Origin of the sequence: Ligilactobacillus pobuzihii E100301 = KCTC 13174 (assembly GCF_000349725.1) — a bacterium.
In the GTDB taxonomy this organism is placed as follows: Bacteria; Bacillota; Bacilli; order Lactobacillales; family Lactobacillaceae; genus Ligilactobacillus; species Ligilactobacillus pobuzihii.
This window is the reverse complement of sequence record NZ_KB714697.1, coordinates 201745-219015: the sequence shown is the minus strand read 5'-3', so window position 1 is coordinate 219015 and position 17271 is coordinate 201745. Positions and strand designations below refer to the sequence as shown.

Below are 17271 nucleotides of genomic sequence, written 5' to 3'. Positions count from 1 at the left end.
TAGAAGCATTTGATAAGACTCATCAACACTAAAAAGTTTAGACCCAAAAAATCTGCACTTCTCCAGCTATAGTTGCTGTAAGAAGTACAGATTTTTTATTTTTGCTTTAACGAATCGATTTTATCTTTTTGGGGTGTAACATACAAGGTTTTTTGTCCCTCGTAAATTACAAAACCAGGTTTAGCACCATTAGGTTTACGGATATTTTTAACAGGTACATAGTCTACCGCTACATTTGCAGACGCTCTTCCTTTGGAATAATATGCTGCAATTTGAGCTGCTTCAAGTAAGGTTGATTCTCTTGGAGAATTGGAATGAACTATAACGTGAGAACCAGGAATGTTTTTAACATGTAGCCAAATCTCATCTTTTCTAGCAGTTTTCATAGTCAAATGATCATTTTGAATATTATTTTTACCAACTGAAATTTCTGTACCATCCGTAGCATAATATAATTCAGGCTTACTTTTATTCTGACGTCGTGCCTTTTTTGGCGAGCGTTTATCTTTTTGGGCTTTTAGGTATCCTTGTTCCTGTAACTCAAGTTTGATCTCCGGTAAATCTCTCGGGTCAGCTAATTCGATTGCATTGGCGAGTGATTCAAGATAAGTGATTTCAGCCTTGGTATTTTTAATTTGCTGGTTGAGATAGACGGCTGCATTTTTAAGTTTTTGGTATCGTTTAAAATACTTTTGAGCATTTTGCGAAGGACTCAACTGATTAGATAATGAGATTTCGAACAAATTATCATTATCGTAATAATTTGGTAAAGTGATTGAATTCATTCCACGTTGTACTTGATATAAATAAGTTGTTAATAATTCACCTTTGACTCGGTATGAATCTGCATTTTCAGTTGCTTGGAATTCTTTATTTTGTTTCTTTAATTTTCTTTGGTTTTTCCGCAAATTATTAGCTACTACTTTGATAAGATTTGCACCTTGCTGTTTGACGCGGTCGTGTTCGGCTTTATCTTGGTAGAAGGCGTCCAACAATTCGCTAAGTGTCGGCCAAGATGAGTTAATTTTCATTTCGGCAGATAAGAAACTAAAGTCTAGCTTATTATTGTTAGTTATAATAACCGGGTCAGGATGTTTTGTTTTATTAAGAAAATATGAATAAGCTTCCTGTAATGAAGGATAGTTTGTTGAATGTAAAATGTCAGCCAATTGTAAACCAGATAATTTTGAAAAACCTTGATACGTATCAACTAGCTTTTGCGCCAAAACATCTCTGTTGGGATATTGTCTGTTAAGTTCAACGTACAGCTCTTGTGTTGAAAAAGGGTCACTTTTATCTTGTTTTGGAGGAGTACGATAGGTAGAACCAGGTAACAGAGTTCGGTATCTATCCTGCTGAGCAGAAACGCGTTTGATTGCATCTAAGACCTTGTTTTCCTGGGAATCAATTAAAATTACATTACTATGGCGTCCCATAATTTCAATACTCAAAAGAAGTGTGATTTGATCACCGAGCTCATTTCTACGGGTAAAATTAAGATAAATCACACGATCATTTTGTAACTGCCAAATATCTTCGATTTTGGCCCCATCCAAATATTTACGCAACATCATCGTAAAGTTGGTTGGGGTCTGGGGATTTGTATATGGAATTTTTGTTACTTGTATCCTAGCATAATTAGGGTTTGCAGATAGCAACAGCGGATAATTTTGTCGGTTAGAACGAATCGTCAAAATCACTTCGTTCGAATAAGGCTGTGATATTTTTGCAACACGACCATTAACCAACATATTTTTTAATTCATTGACCATCGCATGCACAAACAAACCATCGAAAGCCATCATTAAACACTCCCTTATATAAATCTACAGTACTATTATTTTAACCTTTATTTACCTTTGGGGCAAAAATATTTGTCAATAATTAAAAAATAAAAAACTTTTTTATAGAGTGTAAACTTAAGGTTGTTTAGATATGTGTGAAGTTGTATTATACAAGTAATGTATATATGGAGGTGACGTAATGAAAGAAAGTTTAGATATTTTATTAGATGTTCAAAAAAACTATACGCAGCTATTAAAGCAAATGACCCATTTACATACGGTGACCATCGCAGAATGGCAGTTACTTCAAAATGTTGCTGACGGAAGTAATACGCAGTCTGAACTTGTTTCGACCACAAAATTAGATGTTTCAACCTTAAGCCGACAATTAAGTAAGCTAGTCAAAAAAGATTTGTTAGCAATTGAAAAAATGGGTGAAAAACCGACTGCACGAAAAAAATATCTCTACACCATGACAAACAAAGGACAAGAGGTTTTGAGGAAGATGGATCAGGATTTTACCCAACTCAAAGATCGTCTATTTTCACAATGGACTAAAGAAGAACAAAACTTGTTAAAAATCTTATTGAATCGGCTCAACACCAGTTTTAATAGGATTGAAAACTAGCTAACAGGACTTCAGTATGTTACTATTAAAGTCGCTATTATTTTAAATTTAAATAGAAAAAAGACTAAAGTAGGTGTAAATTTATGAAAATAGCTGTAGTTACAGATAGTACGGCTTATCTTTCACCAAAACAAATAGAAAAATATAATATTCATATTGTTCCGATTCCAGTAATTATTGATGGAAAAACATATCAGGAAGGTGTAGATATCACTACTGGTCAGTTTTTTGATAATCTCAGGATGTCTGAATCTTTTCCAAGCACTTCACAACCACCAATCGGTGAGTTAGTTCAAATGTATGAAAATTTAGGCGATCAGGGTTATGACGCAGTGATCAGTATTCATTTGGCTGCTACAATTTCTGGACTTTATAATACGCTCAAAACTATAGTTGCTCCACAAGTTAAAAATATTAAAGTGATCCCATTTGATTCGAAAATTACTGTAATGTTAATGGGTAATATGGTGATCGAAGCGGCCCGCATGGCACAACACGGTGAAACGACTACTACAATTCTTAGTCGCTTAGAGCACTTACGTGAAACAGCAGACGAATACTTTGTTGTAGATGACCTACAAAATCTAGTGCGCGGTGGACGCTTATCAAATGCTTCGGCTTTTATTGGTAGTGTATTGAAAATAAAACCGATACTGACTTTTGATGAGGAAACGGACAAAATAGTAGCATTTGATAAAGTTCGTTCTTCTAAACGTGCACTTAAGCGTGTCGAAGGTTTATTTGACGAAAAAGTAAAAAAATTAGATTATCCAGTTAGAATGATCATTATTCACGCTAATGATGAAGAAGCAGCGCAAGACTGGAAGCAAAAATTGACTAAACAATATCCAGAGCACCCAATCGATATCAGTTATTTTGGGCCAGTTATCGGCACACATTTAGGAGAAAAAGCACTTGCCTTAGCATGGATGGAAGATATTGATAATTATTAATTAATAAAGAAAGAACTGATAGATATGATCGATTTGGGTTTAAAAGCTAGTACAAAGTTCAGTCAGATTAAAGATAGGCTTCATTATCAACCAGAAGTTTTCGAATTTTATACGGATGAAAATGATTTTACTTCAGAAGGCCTAAAACGTTTAGAATATGATATTGAGTGGGTTAAAAATGAAGCAACGGATAAAATAATTTTACATCATCCGATGAAATATCGTGGAATGGCTACTGAACTTGTTGCGCCAGAAAGTGATTGTCCTCAGCTATATCATTTTATCGAACAATCATCTTTAGATTTATTACAATTAGCAAAAAAGCATCGTATTCAGACGCTTATACATGGTGCTTATGCGCGCCAAACTCAACACTTTATTTCGATGTATCCATCTTTGATCAGAGCAGAAAAAGCTCTCTTTGAAAGACTAGATCATTTTAAAAAATTGGGCGGAGAAAACGTGATGTTTGAAAACTCGATCTCTCCATTATTTGCTTATGGTTATCCTGTTGATGAAGAAAAAGTCTTAGCACATCATTATCGTTTGGCTTTTGATGTTTCTCATTGTTTTATAAAAACCCACGGAGATAATCAAGCATTGATAAATTCCTTGCAGAATTTAAAAGATAATGTCGTACATTATCATCTAGTTGATTCTATGGGCCAAACACATGACAGTTTACCTGTGGGGGATGGTAAAATTGATTGGGAGCGTATTTTGCCGTGTTTAAATCCACAGGCAACTAATATTTTTGAAATCAAACTTGCAGATGAAGCTAACGCCACTGAACAAGTAGCTAGTTACCATTATTTAAAAGATTTGCAAGGTTAGTTAAAATTAAATTAAGAACAATTTATCTGCTTTCACTTCGCGCTTTTACTTGTCTATAATACTATTATTGACGTGTAATTCGAGAAGAAGGGAGCAAATATGATTAATAGAAGCCTCAATATTTCTGCTGGAATCATAGGAGGATTTTATATTTTAGTAGATATTGTTTTTCGTTTAACTGCTTGGATCCTGATGCATTCAAAGAAAATTTCTTATCCATTTGCTTTTAGGCTTGCTGATAACAGAGGAGTATTTTTTATCGTAGTTTTATTTTTATCATTTATTCTATCTCTAATCAGTTTGGTTGCGTTAGTTAGCAATTTAATTTTGTTTGTACGAGCAGATTTCTTCTTGAGAGTTCTTTTTACAATGAGTGGTGTTTTTTTACCATTCATTCCTGGTGAGACCACTTTCAGTCTTTTCTTTGAAGTTTTCTTCATTGGTTTATATGTGCTTTATTTATATAAAATAAAACATCGTAAACGGGATATTTCAGAATCTGAGTTTGAAAATTATAAACAATTGTAAATAAAAAGGAGAAGTATGAATAAATTTAAATCGATTATGAGTTGGGTGATCCCAATTTTAGTTGGCCTGTTAGTTGCTGAATTGGTCAAGATTTTTTTGTTTGCTCCTGTAAAAGTGGATGGATCATCCATGTATCCTAATTTACAGTCAAATGAATATGTAGCAGTTTTAAAGCAAGCCAAAATAAAAAGAGATTCTGTAGTCGTGTTTGATGCCTACGGAGTTGACCACCAAAATGCTGCTATTACCAAGGATACTAAATATGTTAAAAGAGTTATTGGTCTTCCTGGTGACCGGGTCGAATACCGTAATAATGGTGATCTTTACGTTAATGGTAAGTTCCAGTCACAAAGCTATATTACTAAAACACAGCAAAAGAGCGGAACGTTGCAGTTGGCAAGTAGCTTAGATCCAGCATCTAAGGTAACCTTAGGTACGGGTAAGGCTTTTACAGTTCCTAAAGGCCAATACTTCATGTTAGGTGATAACCGACATGAATCAAACGACAGTCGTTATTATGGCTTTGTTCCAGAAGACAAAATAACGGGTGTTGTAAAAGTTGCTGTCTGGAATGGCAAACGAGATGTGATCAATTCATTTGCAACAAATTAATGATAGTTAATTAAAAGATCCTGTTTTGATAAAAACTTGGATCTTTTATTTGAATGGAAAATTATTTTAAAGAAGAAATGTGATACGAATTCATGATAGTATACAGACCAATTAAAAATAAAAATTAAGTTGCTACATATATATAAGTTATATAAGTCCAGAAATTAACTTGGGGTAGCTGGGGCGGTGATTTTGATTTAACTCCACTTTCGATAATGTATATTATGTAAACTAGAATAAAAATAAAAAATACAAGTGCCACCCCCTTCAAAACTTAATAAAACAAAGCCAGGTCTTGGTTTTTAGCGGAGTTTTCTACTAATAAAATAGAAGAAAATTATTTTAAAATCAGGTTTTAAAATAAAAATTTTTAAAAAACCAATTACACGGTACGTTTAACAAATTTCATTGAAATGTACGATTAATTACATAAATTCAACAATTTGACTAATTTAATTTCCAATGAATCTATCGATCAATTTAATTTCGTTGAATAAAAAAATAAATATGGGCAGTTTTACGCTAATTAACTTAGCAAAATTGTCCATATCATATAGATGATGGTTAAATTAAATTTGTTTTCTGTGCGAAAATTAGACACTAAAGACACTAACAAAAACTTCGTATTATTTTTCTTTCTTAAACATATTAGCATAACCACCCATAGTATCTGCAATTTGATCCATGAAACTCGGTTTGATGCCCAAATCAGCTAAATCTGATTTGGCAAGCGAATATCGAATAGCTGATTCCTCATTATTGGTTACTTTTTGAACCCATTTAGGTTCCCAGAGCGATTCATGACCTAAAGCAACCAGATCAAAAGATTCACTAGCTTTTTCAGCGTCTGCGGGTGTTTTAATGTTACCAACTACGATCATTGGAAAAGTATTTGAGATTCGTTTTTTGATAGACTCATTGACGATCTGCTTGGAATTTTCATCTCTTAACGGTGTCCGCCAAGCATCACTTTGTGAAACGTGTAGATAATCGATTTTTGTTTGCTTTAACTGATCAATAAAATGTAGGGTATCATCTAATGTAATACCAGGCTCTTCAAGTTCTTCTGGTGAGATCCGATATCCAAGCAAGAATGGCTTCTTAGCGTATTTTTCAATCACTTTAGTCGTTTCTTTAACTACAGCAAGTGGGAATTTCATTCGCTTTTCTAGTGAACCGCCCCACTTATCATTACGACGATTAGAGTGTGGTGAAAAGAATTGCTGTAAAAGATAAGTGTTTGCACCGTGAAGCTCTACACCGTCAAATCCAGCTTCTATTGCCCTTTTTGTAGCAGCACCAAAGTCTTTGATCGTTTGTTCGACTTCTTTTTCAGACAATTCACGTGGTGTTTCCGATTCTGCTCGAACTGCCGGTATCGCACTTGCACTAACCGGCTGTTTTCCTCTTAAATAGCTGTGCTTGACATACGACCAGCACTAAAAATTTGAATAATTGCTTTAGTGCCGTTTTTCTTGATACTAGAAGCTAAATCACTTAATCCAGGTAAAAAACGATCGTCGGCAATGCTTAATTCTCCTTCAAAGCCCTTTCCCAAGGAATTGACGTTAGATACCGCAGTAATATACATTCCTGCACCACCAGTATGTTGAGCATAATATGCGATTTCATCACTAGTGACGGTCCCATCTTCAAAAGACATTCTTTCAGTCATTGGTGGGATCACGACACGATTTTTTAATGTGATATTCTTATTTTCAAAAGTATATGGCTGTAAAAAACTATACTTAGTCATCTTTAAAACCTCCCGTCACATAAAATAATAGTACACTAACAGCAATTATTAAAGAAAAAACTCTGTGCACCTAGCCATTAAAGTGGTCCTGTGTGATCATATAATCGATTGCGATCACTAAACCAACCGCCAAATTTTCATTCTCATAGGTTAACTGTTCATTTTCAGCGGCTTGAATAGATATTTCATAAGCATCCGCAAAAGAAAGAAATTTTTTATGAATGGTCGCTATTTCTTCTTTATTGCTTAAAAGCGAAAAATTCATGGCAAAAATATCACCTTGTACCGTTATATTTTGCGGACTAAAGGTGTAGTGAGGATGAAATAATGTGAGATCTTTTTTAATTTCAACTGTTTGCTTATCTGTTTCAACGACAAATTTAGGTAAAAAAGCCAGCGTTTTTTTTGGTGATCTTAGCAACTAAATTTTTCTCTTCATCCTGGATCTCAAATGTTTTTGGTGCATTAAATAGGCTGCCCTTAACGTAGTAATGAATACGTTCATCAGCGTCAGTTATGGTAAACTTTTCAGCAGCACTGAATATTTTTTGTTTGACATAAAGTTGCTTCATTTTAAAAGTCTCCTAGCAAATCGTTTGATTATGTATACTAATCTTAACATGCTATAAGACATAAAAATATATTCATTAGCCATTGTAATATACAAAAAGGCTAGGAAATAACTTATTCCCTAACCTTTTTTGTTAAATTTATCAATCGGTCTTTTCTTGGATTTCACTATGCAACCAAATTGGCTTACCCTGTGAATCAGTATCTAATATAAATGAACCGTTAGAATAACGATCATTACTTGGATGTTCAAAGGGATCGACCTCAACTATTTGATTTTTGTTAGTTGTTATATACAACTTTGTGTCTCTGTGTAATAAAGCTGTGAATTTAACTTTATGCGGATTTTTCTTTAATTCACGTAGGATCAAAACACCACGCTTGGCTCGCGTAGTTTGTGAAACTTCAGCGACTTTCATTCGCTTAAAGGAACCCCGCTGTGTCACTAGAGCTAAATCGTCGGACTCATGTACCAATGTGACACTTGCTAAAAAATCGTCTCGTAAGTTCATGTTTTTGACACCAGCAGCTTTTGCACCGCTAGTTGGAACTTCTTCTAGGGAGTAACGTAATCCATATCCATTATAGGATGCACAAAATACTTGTAAGTTTGGATCTTTTTGCTTTTGATAATCGATCAGAATAATCTCATCTGTAGTTGTTTTGAGCTTCATGAACTTGCTGGCTTTGGATTTATAAGAACGACCGGGTTTTAGATCGCTCAATTTTGTCTGTTTGATAAATCCCTCTTTAGTAGCAAAAGTAAATTTACCACCCTGGTCAATATCTTTGAAGCAATATGCTCGAATTACATACTCATTATTTGCTAAACCAACGGTCTGAGACAAATGTTCTCCTGTATCCTTCCAGCGGGCTTCTGTCACATCGTGGACCGGACGATAAATCATATTACCCTTATTGGTAAACATTAATAAATGATCCAACGTATTAACTGTTGCTGAATAGACAACATGGTCTTCTTCTTTCAATCCATTTTCATCAGCTCCGGATGCTTTAACTGATCGAAGGGATGAGCGCTTAACATAACCATCGCGTGAAACTAAAACTTGGACATCTTCAGATGCAACAATAACCTCTGTATCGATCGTTAATGATTCTATCTTTTCTTGGATCTCAGTTAATCGTGGTGTTGAATATTTCTTGTTAACTGCCCTTAATTCTTTTTTGATAACTTTGTCCAATTCTTTCGGATCAGAAAGTATCTTTTGGAAGTTTGAAATTTGTTTTTCTAGTTCTTTAGCTTCTTTTTGTAGTGCCGTAACGTCAGTATTCGTTAAGCGGTATAACTGCAAAGAAACAATTGCTTCCGACTGTTTATCACTAAATTTGTACTTGGTAATTAAATTTTGCTTAGCGTCTCGTTTATTTTGTGATGAACGAATTGTTTTAATAACTTGATCAAGAATTGAAAGCGCCTTGATCAAACCGTCAACGATATGCTCACGCTCTTGCGCTTTATCAAGGTCAAATTTGGTCCGTTTAATTGTAATATCGCGTTGATGATCAATATATGCGGATAAGATATCCTTTAAACCGACATTTTCTGGTCGCTTATTATTGATTGCGACCATATTGAAGTTATAAGAGATCTGCAGATCAGTGTTTTTAAACAAATAATTCAAAATCCCTTTAGCATTTGCATTTTTCTTTAACTCGATCACTATACGTAAACCTTCACGATCAGTTTCATCACGTACTTCGGCAATACCTTCAACCTTTTTCAAGAGACGCAGCTCGTCGATCCTTTTGACCAAAAGAGCTTTATTGATCTCATATGGGACCTCAGTCACAACGATTTGTTGTTTACCACCACGTAATTCTTCGATTTTAGTCCGTGAACGTAAAATAGTTTTTCCGCGTCCAGTTTCATAGGCTTTTTTGATACCTTCTTTGCCCTGTAAAATACCGCCAGTCGGAAAATCTGGTCCCTTTACGAACTGCATCAATTCGTCCAGAGCAGCATTAGGATGATCAAGCAAATAAAGGGTCGCTTCAATTGCTTCACCTAAGTTATGTGTGGGGATCGCTGTCGCATAACCAGCAGAAATGCCTGTGGCTCCATTAACTAACAGGTTAGGAAAACGAGCCGGCAAAACTGTTGGTTCATACTCGGTATCGTCAAAATTTAATACCATCTCAACAGTTTTTTTATCAATATCTTGCAGCATGTCACCGGCGATCTCAGATAAACGCGCCTCAGTATATCGCATTGCTGCAGGTGGATCACCATCCATCGAACCATTATTACCATGCATTTCGATCAGTGGTTCTCGCAACTTCCAATCTTGACTTAGGCGGACCATCGCTTCATAAATTGATGAATCTCCGTGTGGATGAAAGTTACCCATAACATTCCCAACGGATTTAGCGGACTTTCTAAATGCTTTATCAAAAGTATTACCATCCTGGTTCATCGCAAATAAAATCCTACGTTGAACTGGTTTTAGACCATCACGGATGTCTGGCAACGCACGTTCTTGAATGATATATTTTGAATAGCGTCCAAATCTCTCTCCCATGACTGCTTCAAGTGAAAGTTCTTGAACATTGTTATTTTCAGTTGTCACCATGACTTTTCACCTCGCTAATTATTGTTTTTAGATCGTGCAAGTTTACCGTCAAAGAATGCCTGATCATTTTTACTTAGGTCCACATCTTCGCCATGGGCACCTTCAGCCGCGACTGTATCTAACAAACTTCCATCTTCTTCCAATGAGAATTTGACATTGTTTTCGATCCATTTTCTACGTGGTTCAACTTTATCACCCATCAGCGTCGTAACACGTTTTTCAGCTAAAGCACCATCATCGATTTTGACACGAACCAAGGTTCTAGTTTCCGGATTCATGGTTGTTTCCCATAATTGGTCAGCATTCATTTCTCCTAGCCCCTTAAAGCGTTGTAAAGAATAACCTTTGCCCATTTCTTTGCTGACTTTGGCTAATTCATCATCAGTCCAAGCATAGCGCACAACTGGTTTTTTCTTAACATTTTTTTGTAATTTGTACAATGGTGGTAAAGCAATATAAATACGACCTGCATCGATCATTGGACGCATGTACTTATAAAAGAAAGTCAGTAATAAAATCTGAATATGTGCACCATCAGTATCGGCATCAGTCATGATCACAATTTTATCGTAGTTTGCATCTGCGATATTAAATTCCGCCCCGACCCCTGCGCCGATTGTATAAATCATTGTATTGATCTCTTCGTTTTTAACGATATCTTGTAACTTAGCTCGTTCAGTATTAAGGACTTTTCCTCGCAAAGGTAAGATCGCCTGAAATTTACGATCACGTCCTTGCTTAGCTGAACCACCCGCAGAATCCCCTTCGACTAAGAACAGTTCATTTTTCTTAGCATTTTTTGATTGAGCAGGCGTTAGTTTACCTGAAAGTAACTGATCTTTCTTACGTCGTTTCTTACCATTCCGACTTTCATCACGCGCTTTTCGGGCTGCTTCACGTGCTTCTCGCGCACGCAAGGATTTTCGAACCAAGTCTTGGGCAAATTCACCGTTTTCCATCAAATAATAATTAAGTTGTTCAGAAACGACGCCATCAACGATCGTACGTGCTTCGGGCGTCCCCAATTTTTCTTTAGTTTGTCCTTCAAACTGGAGCATTTCTTCTGGAACACGCACCGAGATCACTGCTGATAATCCTTCACGTACATCGCTGCCCTCTAAATTTTTGTCTTTTTCTTTAAGCAACCCAACACTACGTGCGTAATCATTAAAAGCTTTTGTCCACGCTGAACGTAACCCAGCTTCATGCGTTCCACCATCTTTAGTCCGCACATTGTTGACGAAAGACAAGACGTTTTCAGAGTATCCATCGTTATATTGTGCAGCAACTTCTACTTCCATTCCAGACGTAGAACCATCGAAATACATGACCCTACCGATCGTATCTTTGCCTTCATTTAAGTATGTGACGAATTCTTTAATACCTTCTTCATATAAGAAAATATCTTGGTGGTCGTTACGCTCATCGGTTAAAGTGATTTGTACCCCTTTTAAAAGATAGGCCGATTCACGTAATCTCTCAGCTAATACATCATAGTGATAATGTGTCGATGAAAAAATAGTCGAATCTGGCTTAAAGGTAACTTTCGTACCACTGGGGCGTTTAGTCTTACCCAGTTTTTTTAATGTGCCAACTGGTTGGCCGCCATTTTTAAAATCTTCTTCATACTCAATGCTGTCACGAACAGTATTAACGGTTAACTTTTCCGACAAAGCATTGACTACAGAAGCCCCCACACCATGTAAACCACCGGAGGTTTTATAACCGCCTTGACCAAATTTACCACCAGCATGTAAGACTGTAAAAATAACTTCAACAGTTGGGACCCCCGTCGAATGCATACCAACAGGCATACCACGACCATAATCGCATACCGTAATCGAGTCATCAGCATGGATCGTCACATCAATTTTTTTACCATAACCAGATAGTGCTTCATCGACAGCGTTATCAACTATTTCATAAACTAAATGATGTAAACCATGTGTATCAGTTGATCCAATATACATCCCCGGTCGCTTTCTGACAGCTTCTAGACCCTTTAATATTTGGATCGAATCATCATTATAATTAGGTTTTGTCATTGAAATTTCAAATCCCTTCCCGCTTAAACAAGTCGATTCATTCTTACTTTGAATCGACAAACTTGTATTATCATAACCCATTAGATACTATCCTGTAAAGTAACTAACGCCACTATAGCCCGTAATGACGGACTTTTAAGAAAAATTTTGAATTGCATATGACTACTTAATTTTTTACAAGAAGCTATTCAATAATTTAAATTGCCCCCAGCACAATAAACTGCTAGAATTAAAAGGCAAGACAAAGGAGGCAAAAAATGTGGACCTAAATGTTATTTGGATGCTCCTGATCGGCTACTTACTAGGTTCTATACCATCTGGTATCTGGATCGGTAAGGCTTTTTTTGGAAAAGATATTCGTGAATATGGTAGTGGTAATATGGGTACGACTAATACGTTTCGTGTATTAGGGAAAACGGCTGGTTCGGTCGTGTTGTTGATCGACATGTTAAAAGGTTCAGCCACGGCCTTATTGCCCTTGTTATTCCACTCAGATGCTAATGCGTTATTGATCGGAATCGCAGCAATTATTGGGCATGCATTTCCGGTTTTCGCAAACTTTAAGGGTGGTAAGACTGTTGCTACAAGTGTGGGAGTTTTGTTGATTTATAACTGGCAATTCTTTTTACTAGCTTGGGCAATTTTTCTAATTACGATTTACCTAACAAGTATGGTCAGTGTCGCTAGTATGCTTGGATTTACACTGATCACGATCAGTTCTTTATTTTACCAAGATTGGATCTTGACTACGGTTGCACTTGTCCTAACAATTTTTGTTTTTATTAGACATTGGGGTAACGTTTCGCGTATTCGACAAGGTCAGGAAAATATGGTTCCTTTTGGTTTAGGCTATCGACGTCGCCAAAAGCGAGAAAAAAATAACAACAAATAAAAAATAAGCTGCAGTAACTGTTTCATATTAGTTACTATAGCTTATTTTTTAATTAAAATACTGTCACTGAAAAACCAGCATTAAATTCTTCATGAGGAGCCAATTTGTTGATGGCAAATTTATGTGTTAACTGACCATCAGCATCTTTTTTATCTGCTAAGCCCCACCATGGCTCAATGCACACAAACTGACCATCTTTAGGATACGTTGACCAAATTCCGACATACTTAGCATCTTTAGTGTCGATCAAAACACCATGCTGCTGTTTTTTATCTTGTAGAGTTATCTTGGTCGGTTCTTTGTGTAAATTATAAATTAAAGCATCATCTTTAAATAAATCTCGACTGACCTCTAGGTGATTATTATCCACTAAGGTTTCATTTTCAGGATCTGTTAAACTTTGATTAAGTGGGACCCTTGGTCTTTTAATGGCAGGCGAAAATTCTAATTGATAATCAGTATATGCTTGTGACGGCATCAAAGGTGTCTTGAATGCTGGATGAGCACCGATCGCAAAATATAAGTCCTGATCAGCACTAGGATCATAAACATTATAGGATAATGTAAGTTTTCGACCTTGTAATGAGTAAGTTAAACGTAAACGAAAGTCAAATGGATATTTAGCCTTAGTTTCAGAATTTTCAGTTAATTCAAAGACGACGTGCTCGTTTTTTTGTTCAATGACATCAAAATCTTGGTCTCGAGCAAAACCGTGTTGTGTCATATGATATTCTTGGCCTGCGTAAAAGTAATGATCATCCTTAAGTTTACCTTCGATCGGAAACAACACTGGTGAATGGCGTCCCCAATATTTTGAGTCACCAGACCACATATAATCGATCCCTGTATCCTTAGCGATCAGACTACTTAACTCTGCACCGTGTTCATTGATAACTGCCCGGACCTTATCATTTTCAATAATAACTGCCATTTTTAACTTCTCCTTTAACTTAATTACCTACTAGTTTATAAAATATAATGAGCTAAATCTTTATCAGCGGCAATTTTACCAATTTTTTGCTCAACATAAGCTTCAGTGATCGTGATCTCACCCATTTGCATATCAGGTCCTTCATACAAGAGATCTTGTAATAAACGTTCTAAAATAGTGTGCAAACGTCGTGCTCCGATATTATCTGTGTCACGGTTAACTGTAAACGCAATATTAGCGATTTTACGGATTGCTTCGATCGTAAAGGTGACTGAAATATTATCGGTGTTGATCATAGCAATATACTGTTTGATCAAAGCATTATCTGGCTCAGTTAAGATCTTGACAAAATCTTCTGCACTTAAGTCATTTAATTCCACACGAATCGGAAAACGTCCTTGTAATTCAGCAATTAGATCGCTTGGTTTGCTGTCTTGAAAGGCTCCAGATGCAATAAACAAAATATGATCCGTGTTAATAAAACCATATTTCGTTTTGATCGCTGAACCTTCAACGATCGGTAAGATGTCACGTTGAACTCCTTCACGGGAAACTTCCCCAGAATTTTGCTTAGACTGAGAAGTGATCTTATCTATTTCATCAATGAAGATGATCCCCGTATTTTCCGCCCGTTTGATAGCAGCATCAGCTAAATCAGCACTATTAACTAATTTTTCTGATTCTTCTTGGACTAATACTTCTCGTGCATCTTTGACTGCCATCGTTCGTTTAACTTTTCTTTTGGGGATCATCGAACCTAAAGCGTCACTTAAGTCGATCCCCATTTGATTTAACATATCTGAAGATGGATTGCTATTATTTTGAGATGGGTCATCTATTTTAATGGTAACCTCAGTGTTCTCTAATTGACCACGTTTCAATTTTTCGTTGGTATTTAAGCGTTCATTACGAACTTGGTCACTAACTTCGCCATCGTTTTCTTCTTGTCCTGGACCTTGTGGCATTTTACCATTCTGCAGGTCTCGCATCATTTGCATGAAGTTTTCCTGTTGATTTTGCTGCTTCTGTTTTTTTTGTGCAGGAACTAATAATTTTACAAGACGTTTATCAGCGTTAGCGACAGCCTCACTTCTAACCTGGCTAAAAAGTTTTTCTTCTTCCATCTTATAAGCTGATTCAACTAAATCACGTACCATTGATTCAACATCACGGCCTACATAACCAACCTCTGTGAATTTAGTTGCTTCGATCTTTACGAAAGGTGCATTGACAATTTTAGCTAAGCGACGTGCGATCTCAGTTTTCCCGACCCCCGTCGGCCCAATCATTAACAAATTTTTCGGAGTAACTTCTTCTTGCATTTCTTCGGGTAACTGCATCCGACGATAACGATTACGTAAAGCGACCGCTATCGATTTTTTCGCTTCGTCTTGTCCGATCACATACCGGTCAAGTTCTGTAACTATTTCTTTTGGTGTTTTATCCATTGGATCCATAAATTAAGCGGTAAAGATCAGTGAAATAATCTTTGCCTTCGCTCCTTTCCGACTATCAGGCTAGTTTAGAGAACTTCTGTGATTACATTTTGGTTGGTAAATATGTCAATATTGCCCGCAATATGCAATGCACTTTGAGCAATTTCTTCTGCAGACATTTCAGGAGCATGCGCAGTCAAAGCAACTGCCGCTGCGAGAGCATAATTACCTCCAGAACCAATCGCAAGTACGTCATTATCAGGTTCGATCACTTCACCAGAACCAGAAACTAATAATAAATTATCTTTATCCATCACAACTAATAAAGCTTCAAGCTTTTGTAATTGTTGGTCACCACGCCATTCTTGAGCTAATTCTACAGAGGCACGTTGTAAGTTACCACTGTATTGATTCAGTTTCTTTTCAAAGCGATCTTGCAAATTAAGTGCATCTGAAACAGAACCAGCAAAACCGACTGCTACCTTACCGTCATAGATTTTTCTAATCTTATGGGCTGTTCCTTTCATAATGACTTGTTCTCCCATTGTTACCTGGCCATCGCCGGCCATTGCTGTATGTCCATTGTGTCGCACAGCACAAATAGTTGTCATATTATTGACTTCCTCCTAATATTTTAAGTTATTATTGTTATTTAGTTTTAGGCACGTGGGAAAAATTTTCGATAATTTTCTTGAAGACTCTCCGTAGTCACGTGCGTATAAATTTGAGTTGTTGAAAGACTGCTGTGTCCTAACAGTTCTTGAACAGCACGTAAATCAGCACCATTACTCATTAAATGCGTTGCAAAAGTATGTCGTAATTCATGGGGATGAATGGTTGTTTGCAACGAACTCTGTTTAACGATCTGATTTAAAACATAAGTGATCCCTGCAGCTGTGATTGGATCTCCATAATGATTGATAAAAACATAATCGTGTTCTTTATGATACTTTTCCATGATCGGAGTTCGTGCTTTTGCAAAATACTTTTTAAGTGCATTTGCACAATATTGTCCAAAAGGAACGTAGCGATCTTTACCACCCTTACCGTGCAATAACATAGCTTGGTTATCAAAATCAATCACTGGGACTGTGAGGTTCGTACATTCAGAAACACGCATACCTGTTGCATATAAAGTTTCTAGTAGTGCATTATTTCTGATGTCTTTCATTGAATCACCAGCTGTGGCTGCAAACAAAGCGTTCATTTCCTTTTCATAAAAAAAATGTGGTAAAGAACGAGAATGCCGCTTTAACTGAACGTATATAAATGGATTTGCGGATACGTAGTTATTTTTTAGTAAAAAACGATAAAAAGAGCGCAAACCAGAAATCATCCTAGAAACACTATTTTCTTTGTATTGTTGTTCGTACAAAAAACTCATATACACGTGAACATCGTTTTCTGTAACTGCTGCAAAGGATGTTATCCCACCAGTGTCAGCTAAAAAACTGCAAAAGTCACGGATGTCATCTGTATAAGCTTTCACAGTCTCTCTTGAATACTGTCGCTCGTATTTTAGATAATCTTGATATTCCATGATCCATTTTTGTTCCACTACGCCACCTCCTAGTCAACATAACTGTATTTTCCTATAATGGTCAAAATTAGTCAAGGAAACGCCAGTTAATTCTTTTTTCTTAACCTTTTCACAAGCAAGACAAATATTAGATAACAATTGACTGTTAATAAATACACTTGTTGAAAATAA

The 17271-nt window shown here is 36.3% G+C and carries 15 protein-coding genes and 1 pseudogene; 6 read left to right on the top strand and 10 right to left on the bottom strand.

All coding sequences use genetic code 11. The features are described from left to right. Positions 1-95: 95 nt before the first annotated feature. Positions 96-1802 (bottom strand): Rqc2 family fibronectin-binding protein, encoded by a 1707-nt coding sequence (locus LACPOB_RS0107285; protein ID WP_026142788.1) that lies wholly within the window; start codon positions 1800-1802, stop codon positions 96-98. A 181-nt stretch (positions 1803-1983) separates the two neighbouring features. On the opposite strand from LACPOB_RS0107285, the gene LACPOB_RS0107280 reads away from it, so the two are divergent. From LACPOB_RS0107280 to lepB, 5 genes are all read left to right on the top strand, one after another. Next, positions 1984-2412 carry a MarR family winged helix-turn-helix transcriptional regulator gene (locus LACPOB_RS0107280; RefSeq protein ID WP_017868175.1) on the top strand — a complete coding sequence of 143 codons (429 nt, stop codon included), beginning with the start codon at positions 1984-1986 and terminating at the stop codon, positions 2410-2412. 83 nt (positions 2413-2495) lie between these two features. Then, a complete protein-coding gene (gene fakB / locus LACPOB_RS0107275) occupies positions 2496-3365 on the top strand; it encodes a DegV family protein (RefSeq protein WP_017868174.1) in 870 nt (289 codons plus the stop codon). A gap of 24 nt (positions 3366-3389) precedes the next feature. Next, positions 3390-4199, top strand: coding sequence for an IolE/MocC family protein (locus tag LACPOB_RS0107270; protein WP_017868173.1), 810 nt, complete (start codon positions 3390-3392; stop codon positions 4197-4199). A 99-nt stretch (positions 4200-4298) separates the two neighbouring features. Continuing rightward, positions 4299-4727, top strand: a complete 429-nt coding sequence (locus LACPOB_RS0107265) for a hypothetical protein (RefSeq protein ID WP_017868172.1) — start codon at positions 4299-4301, stop codon at positions 4725-4727. Positions 4728-4742: 15 nt separating this feature from the next. After that, the gene (gene lepB / locus LACPOB_RS0107260) at positions 4743-5339 is read left to right on the top strand and encodes a signal peptidase I (protein ID WP_017868171.1); all 597 of its coding nucleotides are present in this window, start codon (positions 4743-4745) and stop codon (positions 5337-5339) included. Between the two features lie 626 nt (positions 5340-5965). Here the strand turns inward: lepB and LACPOB_RS11905 are convergent. From LACPOB_RS11905 to parE, 5 genes and pseudogenes are all read right to left on the bottom strand, one after another. After that, positions 5966-7095 (bottom strand): annotated as a pseudogene (locus LACPOB_RS11905) (NADH-dependent flavin oxidoreductase). 70 nt (positions 7096-7165) lie between these two features. Next, positions 7166-7516: an LURP-one-related/scramblase family protein gene (locus LACPOB_RS11900; protein ID WP_017868170.1), complete on the bottom strand. Its 351-nt coding sequence runs from the start codon at positions 7514-7516 to the stop codon at positions 7166-7168. Next, on the bottom strand, positions 7476-7667 hold the full coding sequence (locus LACPOB_RS12290) for an LURP-one-related family protein (protein ID WP_017868169.1): 192 nt from the start codon (positions 7665-7667) through the stop codon (positions 7476-7478). The genes LACPOB_RS11900 and LACPOB_RS12290 overlap by 41 nt, the downstream gene beginning before the upstream one ends. A 141-nt stretch (positions 7668-7808) precedes the next feature. After that, the gene (parC, locus tag LACPOB_RS0107245; protein WP_017868168.1) at positions 7809-10256 is read right to left on the bottom strand and encodes a DNA topoisomerase IV subunit A; all 2448 of its coding nucleotides are present in this window, start codon (positions 10254-10256) and stop codon (positions 7809-7811) included. Positions 10257-10270: 14 nt separating this feature from the next. Further along, positions 10271-12301, bottom strand: coding sequence for a DNA topoisomerase IV subunit B (gene parE / locus LACPOB_RS0107240; protein WP_026142786.1), 2031 nt, complete (start codon positions 12299-12301; stop codon positions 10271-10273). A 280-nt stretch (positions 12302-12581) separates the two neighbouring features. Here parE and plsY point away from each other — a divergent pair, with 280 nt between their 5' ends. Continuing rightward, complete coding sequence (gene plsY, locus LACPOB_RS0107235; protein ID WP_371861875.1) at positions 12582-13193, top strand: glycerol-3-phosphate 1-O-acyltransferase PlsY; 612 nt, start codon at positions 12582-12584, stop codon at positions 13191-13193. A 52-nt stretch (positions 13194-13245) separates the two neighbouring features. Here the strand turns inward: plsY and LACPOB_RS0107230 are convergent, their stop codons facing one another. The 4 genes from LACPOB_RS0107230 to xerC all read right to left on the bottom strand — a co-directional run bounded on the left by LACPOB_RS0107230 (position 13246) and on the right by xerC (position 17118). Next, the gene (locus tag LACPOB_RS0107230) at positions 13246-14124 is read right to left on the bottom strand and encodes an aldose 1-epimerase family protein (RefSeq protein ID WP_017868165.1); all 879 of its coding nucleotides are present in this window, start codon (positions 14122-14124) and stop codon (positions 13246-13248) included. A gap of 35 nt (positions 14125-14159) precedes the next feature. After that, positions 14160-15581 (bottom strand): ATP-dependent protease ATPase subunit HslU, encoded by a 1422-nt coding sequence (gene hslU / locus LACPOB_RS0107225; protein WP_017868164.1) that lies wholly within the window; start codon positions 15579-15581, stop codon positions 14160-14162. A gap of 65 nt (positions 15582-15646) precedes the next feature. Next, on the bottom strand, positions 15647-16171 hold the full coding sequence (gene hslV, locus LACPOB_RS0107220; RefSeq protein WP_017868163.1) for an HslVU peptidase proteolytic subunit: 525 nt from the start codon (positions 16169-16171) through the stop codon (positions 15647-15649). A gap of 47 nt (positions 16172-16218) precedes the next feature. Then, on the bottom strand, positions 16219-17118 hold the full coding sequence (gene xerC, locus LACPOB_RS0107215) for a tyrosine recombinase XerC (protein WP_017868162.1): 900 nt from the start codon (positions 17116-17118) through the stop codon (positions 16219-16221). Positions 17119-17271 lie beyond the last annotated feature (153 nt).

Excerpts from the sequence above, each read along its gene's own strand:
- LACPOB_RS0107285 (WP_026142788.1), bottom strand. The coding sequence starts at position 1,802 with ATGGCTTTCGATGGTTTGTTTGTGCATGCGATGGTCAATGAATTAAAA.
- LACPOB_RS0107280 (WP_017868175.1), top strand. The coding sequence starts at position 1,984 with ATGAAAGAAAGTTTAGATATTTTATTAGATGTTCAAAAAAACTATACG.
- fakB (WP_017868174.1), top strand. The coding sequence starts at position 2,496 with ATGAAAATAGCTGTAGTTACAGATAGTACGGCTTATCTTTCACCAAAA.
- LACPOB_RS0107270 (WP_017868173.1), top strand. The coding sequence starts at position 3,390 with ATGATCGATTTGGGTTTAAAAGCTAGTACAAAGTTCAGTCAGATTAAA.
- LACPOB_RS0107265 (WP_017868172.1), top strand. The coding sequence starts at position 4,299 with ATGATTAATAGAAGCCTCAATATTTCTGCTGGAATCATAGGAGGATTT.
- lepB (WP_017868171.1), top strand. The coding sequence starts at position 4,743 with ATGAATAAATTTAAATCGATTATGAGTTGGGTGATCCCAATTTTAGTT.
- LACPOB_RS12290 (WP_017868169.1), bottom strand. The coding sequence starts at position 7,667 with ATGAAGCAACTTTATGTCAAACAAAAAATATTCAGTGCTGCTGAAAAG.
- parC (WP_017868168.1), bottom strand. The coding sequence starts at position 10,256 with ATGGTGACAACTGAAAATAACAATGTTCAAGAACTTTCACTTGAAGCA.
- parE (WP_026142786.1), bottom strand. The coding sequence starts at position 12,301 with ATGACAAAACCTAATTATAATGATGATTCGATCCAAATATTAAAGGGT.
- plsY (WP_371861875.1), top strand. The coding sequence starts at position 12,582 with ATGCTCCTGATCGGCTACTTACTAGGTTCTATACCATCTGGTATCTGG.
- LACPOB_RS0107230 (WP_017868165.1), bottom strand. The coding sequence starts at position 14,124 with ATGGCAGTTATTATTGAAAATGATAAGGTCCGGGCAGTTATCAATGAA.
- hslU (WP_017868164.1), bottom strand. The coding sequence starts at position 15,581 with ATGGATCCAATGGATAAAACACCAAAAGAAATAGTTACAGAACTTGAC.
- hslV (WP_017868163.1), bottom strand. The coding sequence starts at position 16,171 with ATGACAACTATTTGTGCTGTGCGACACAATGGACATACAGCAATGGCC.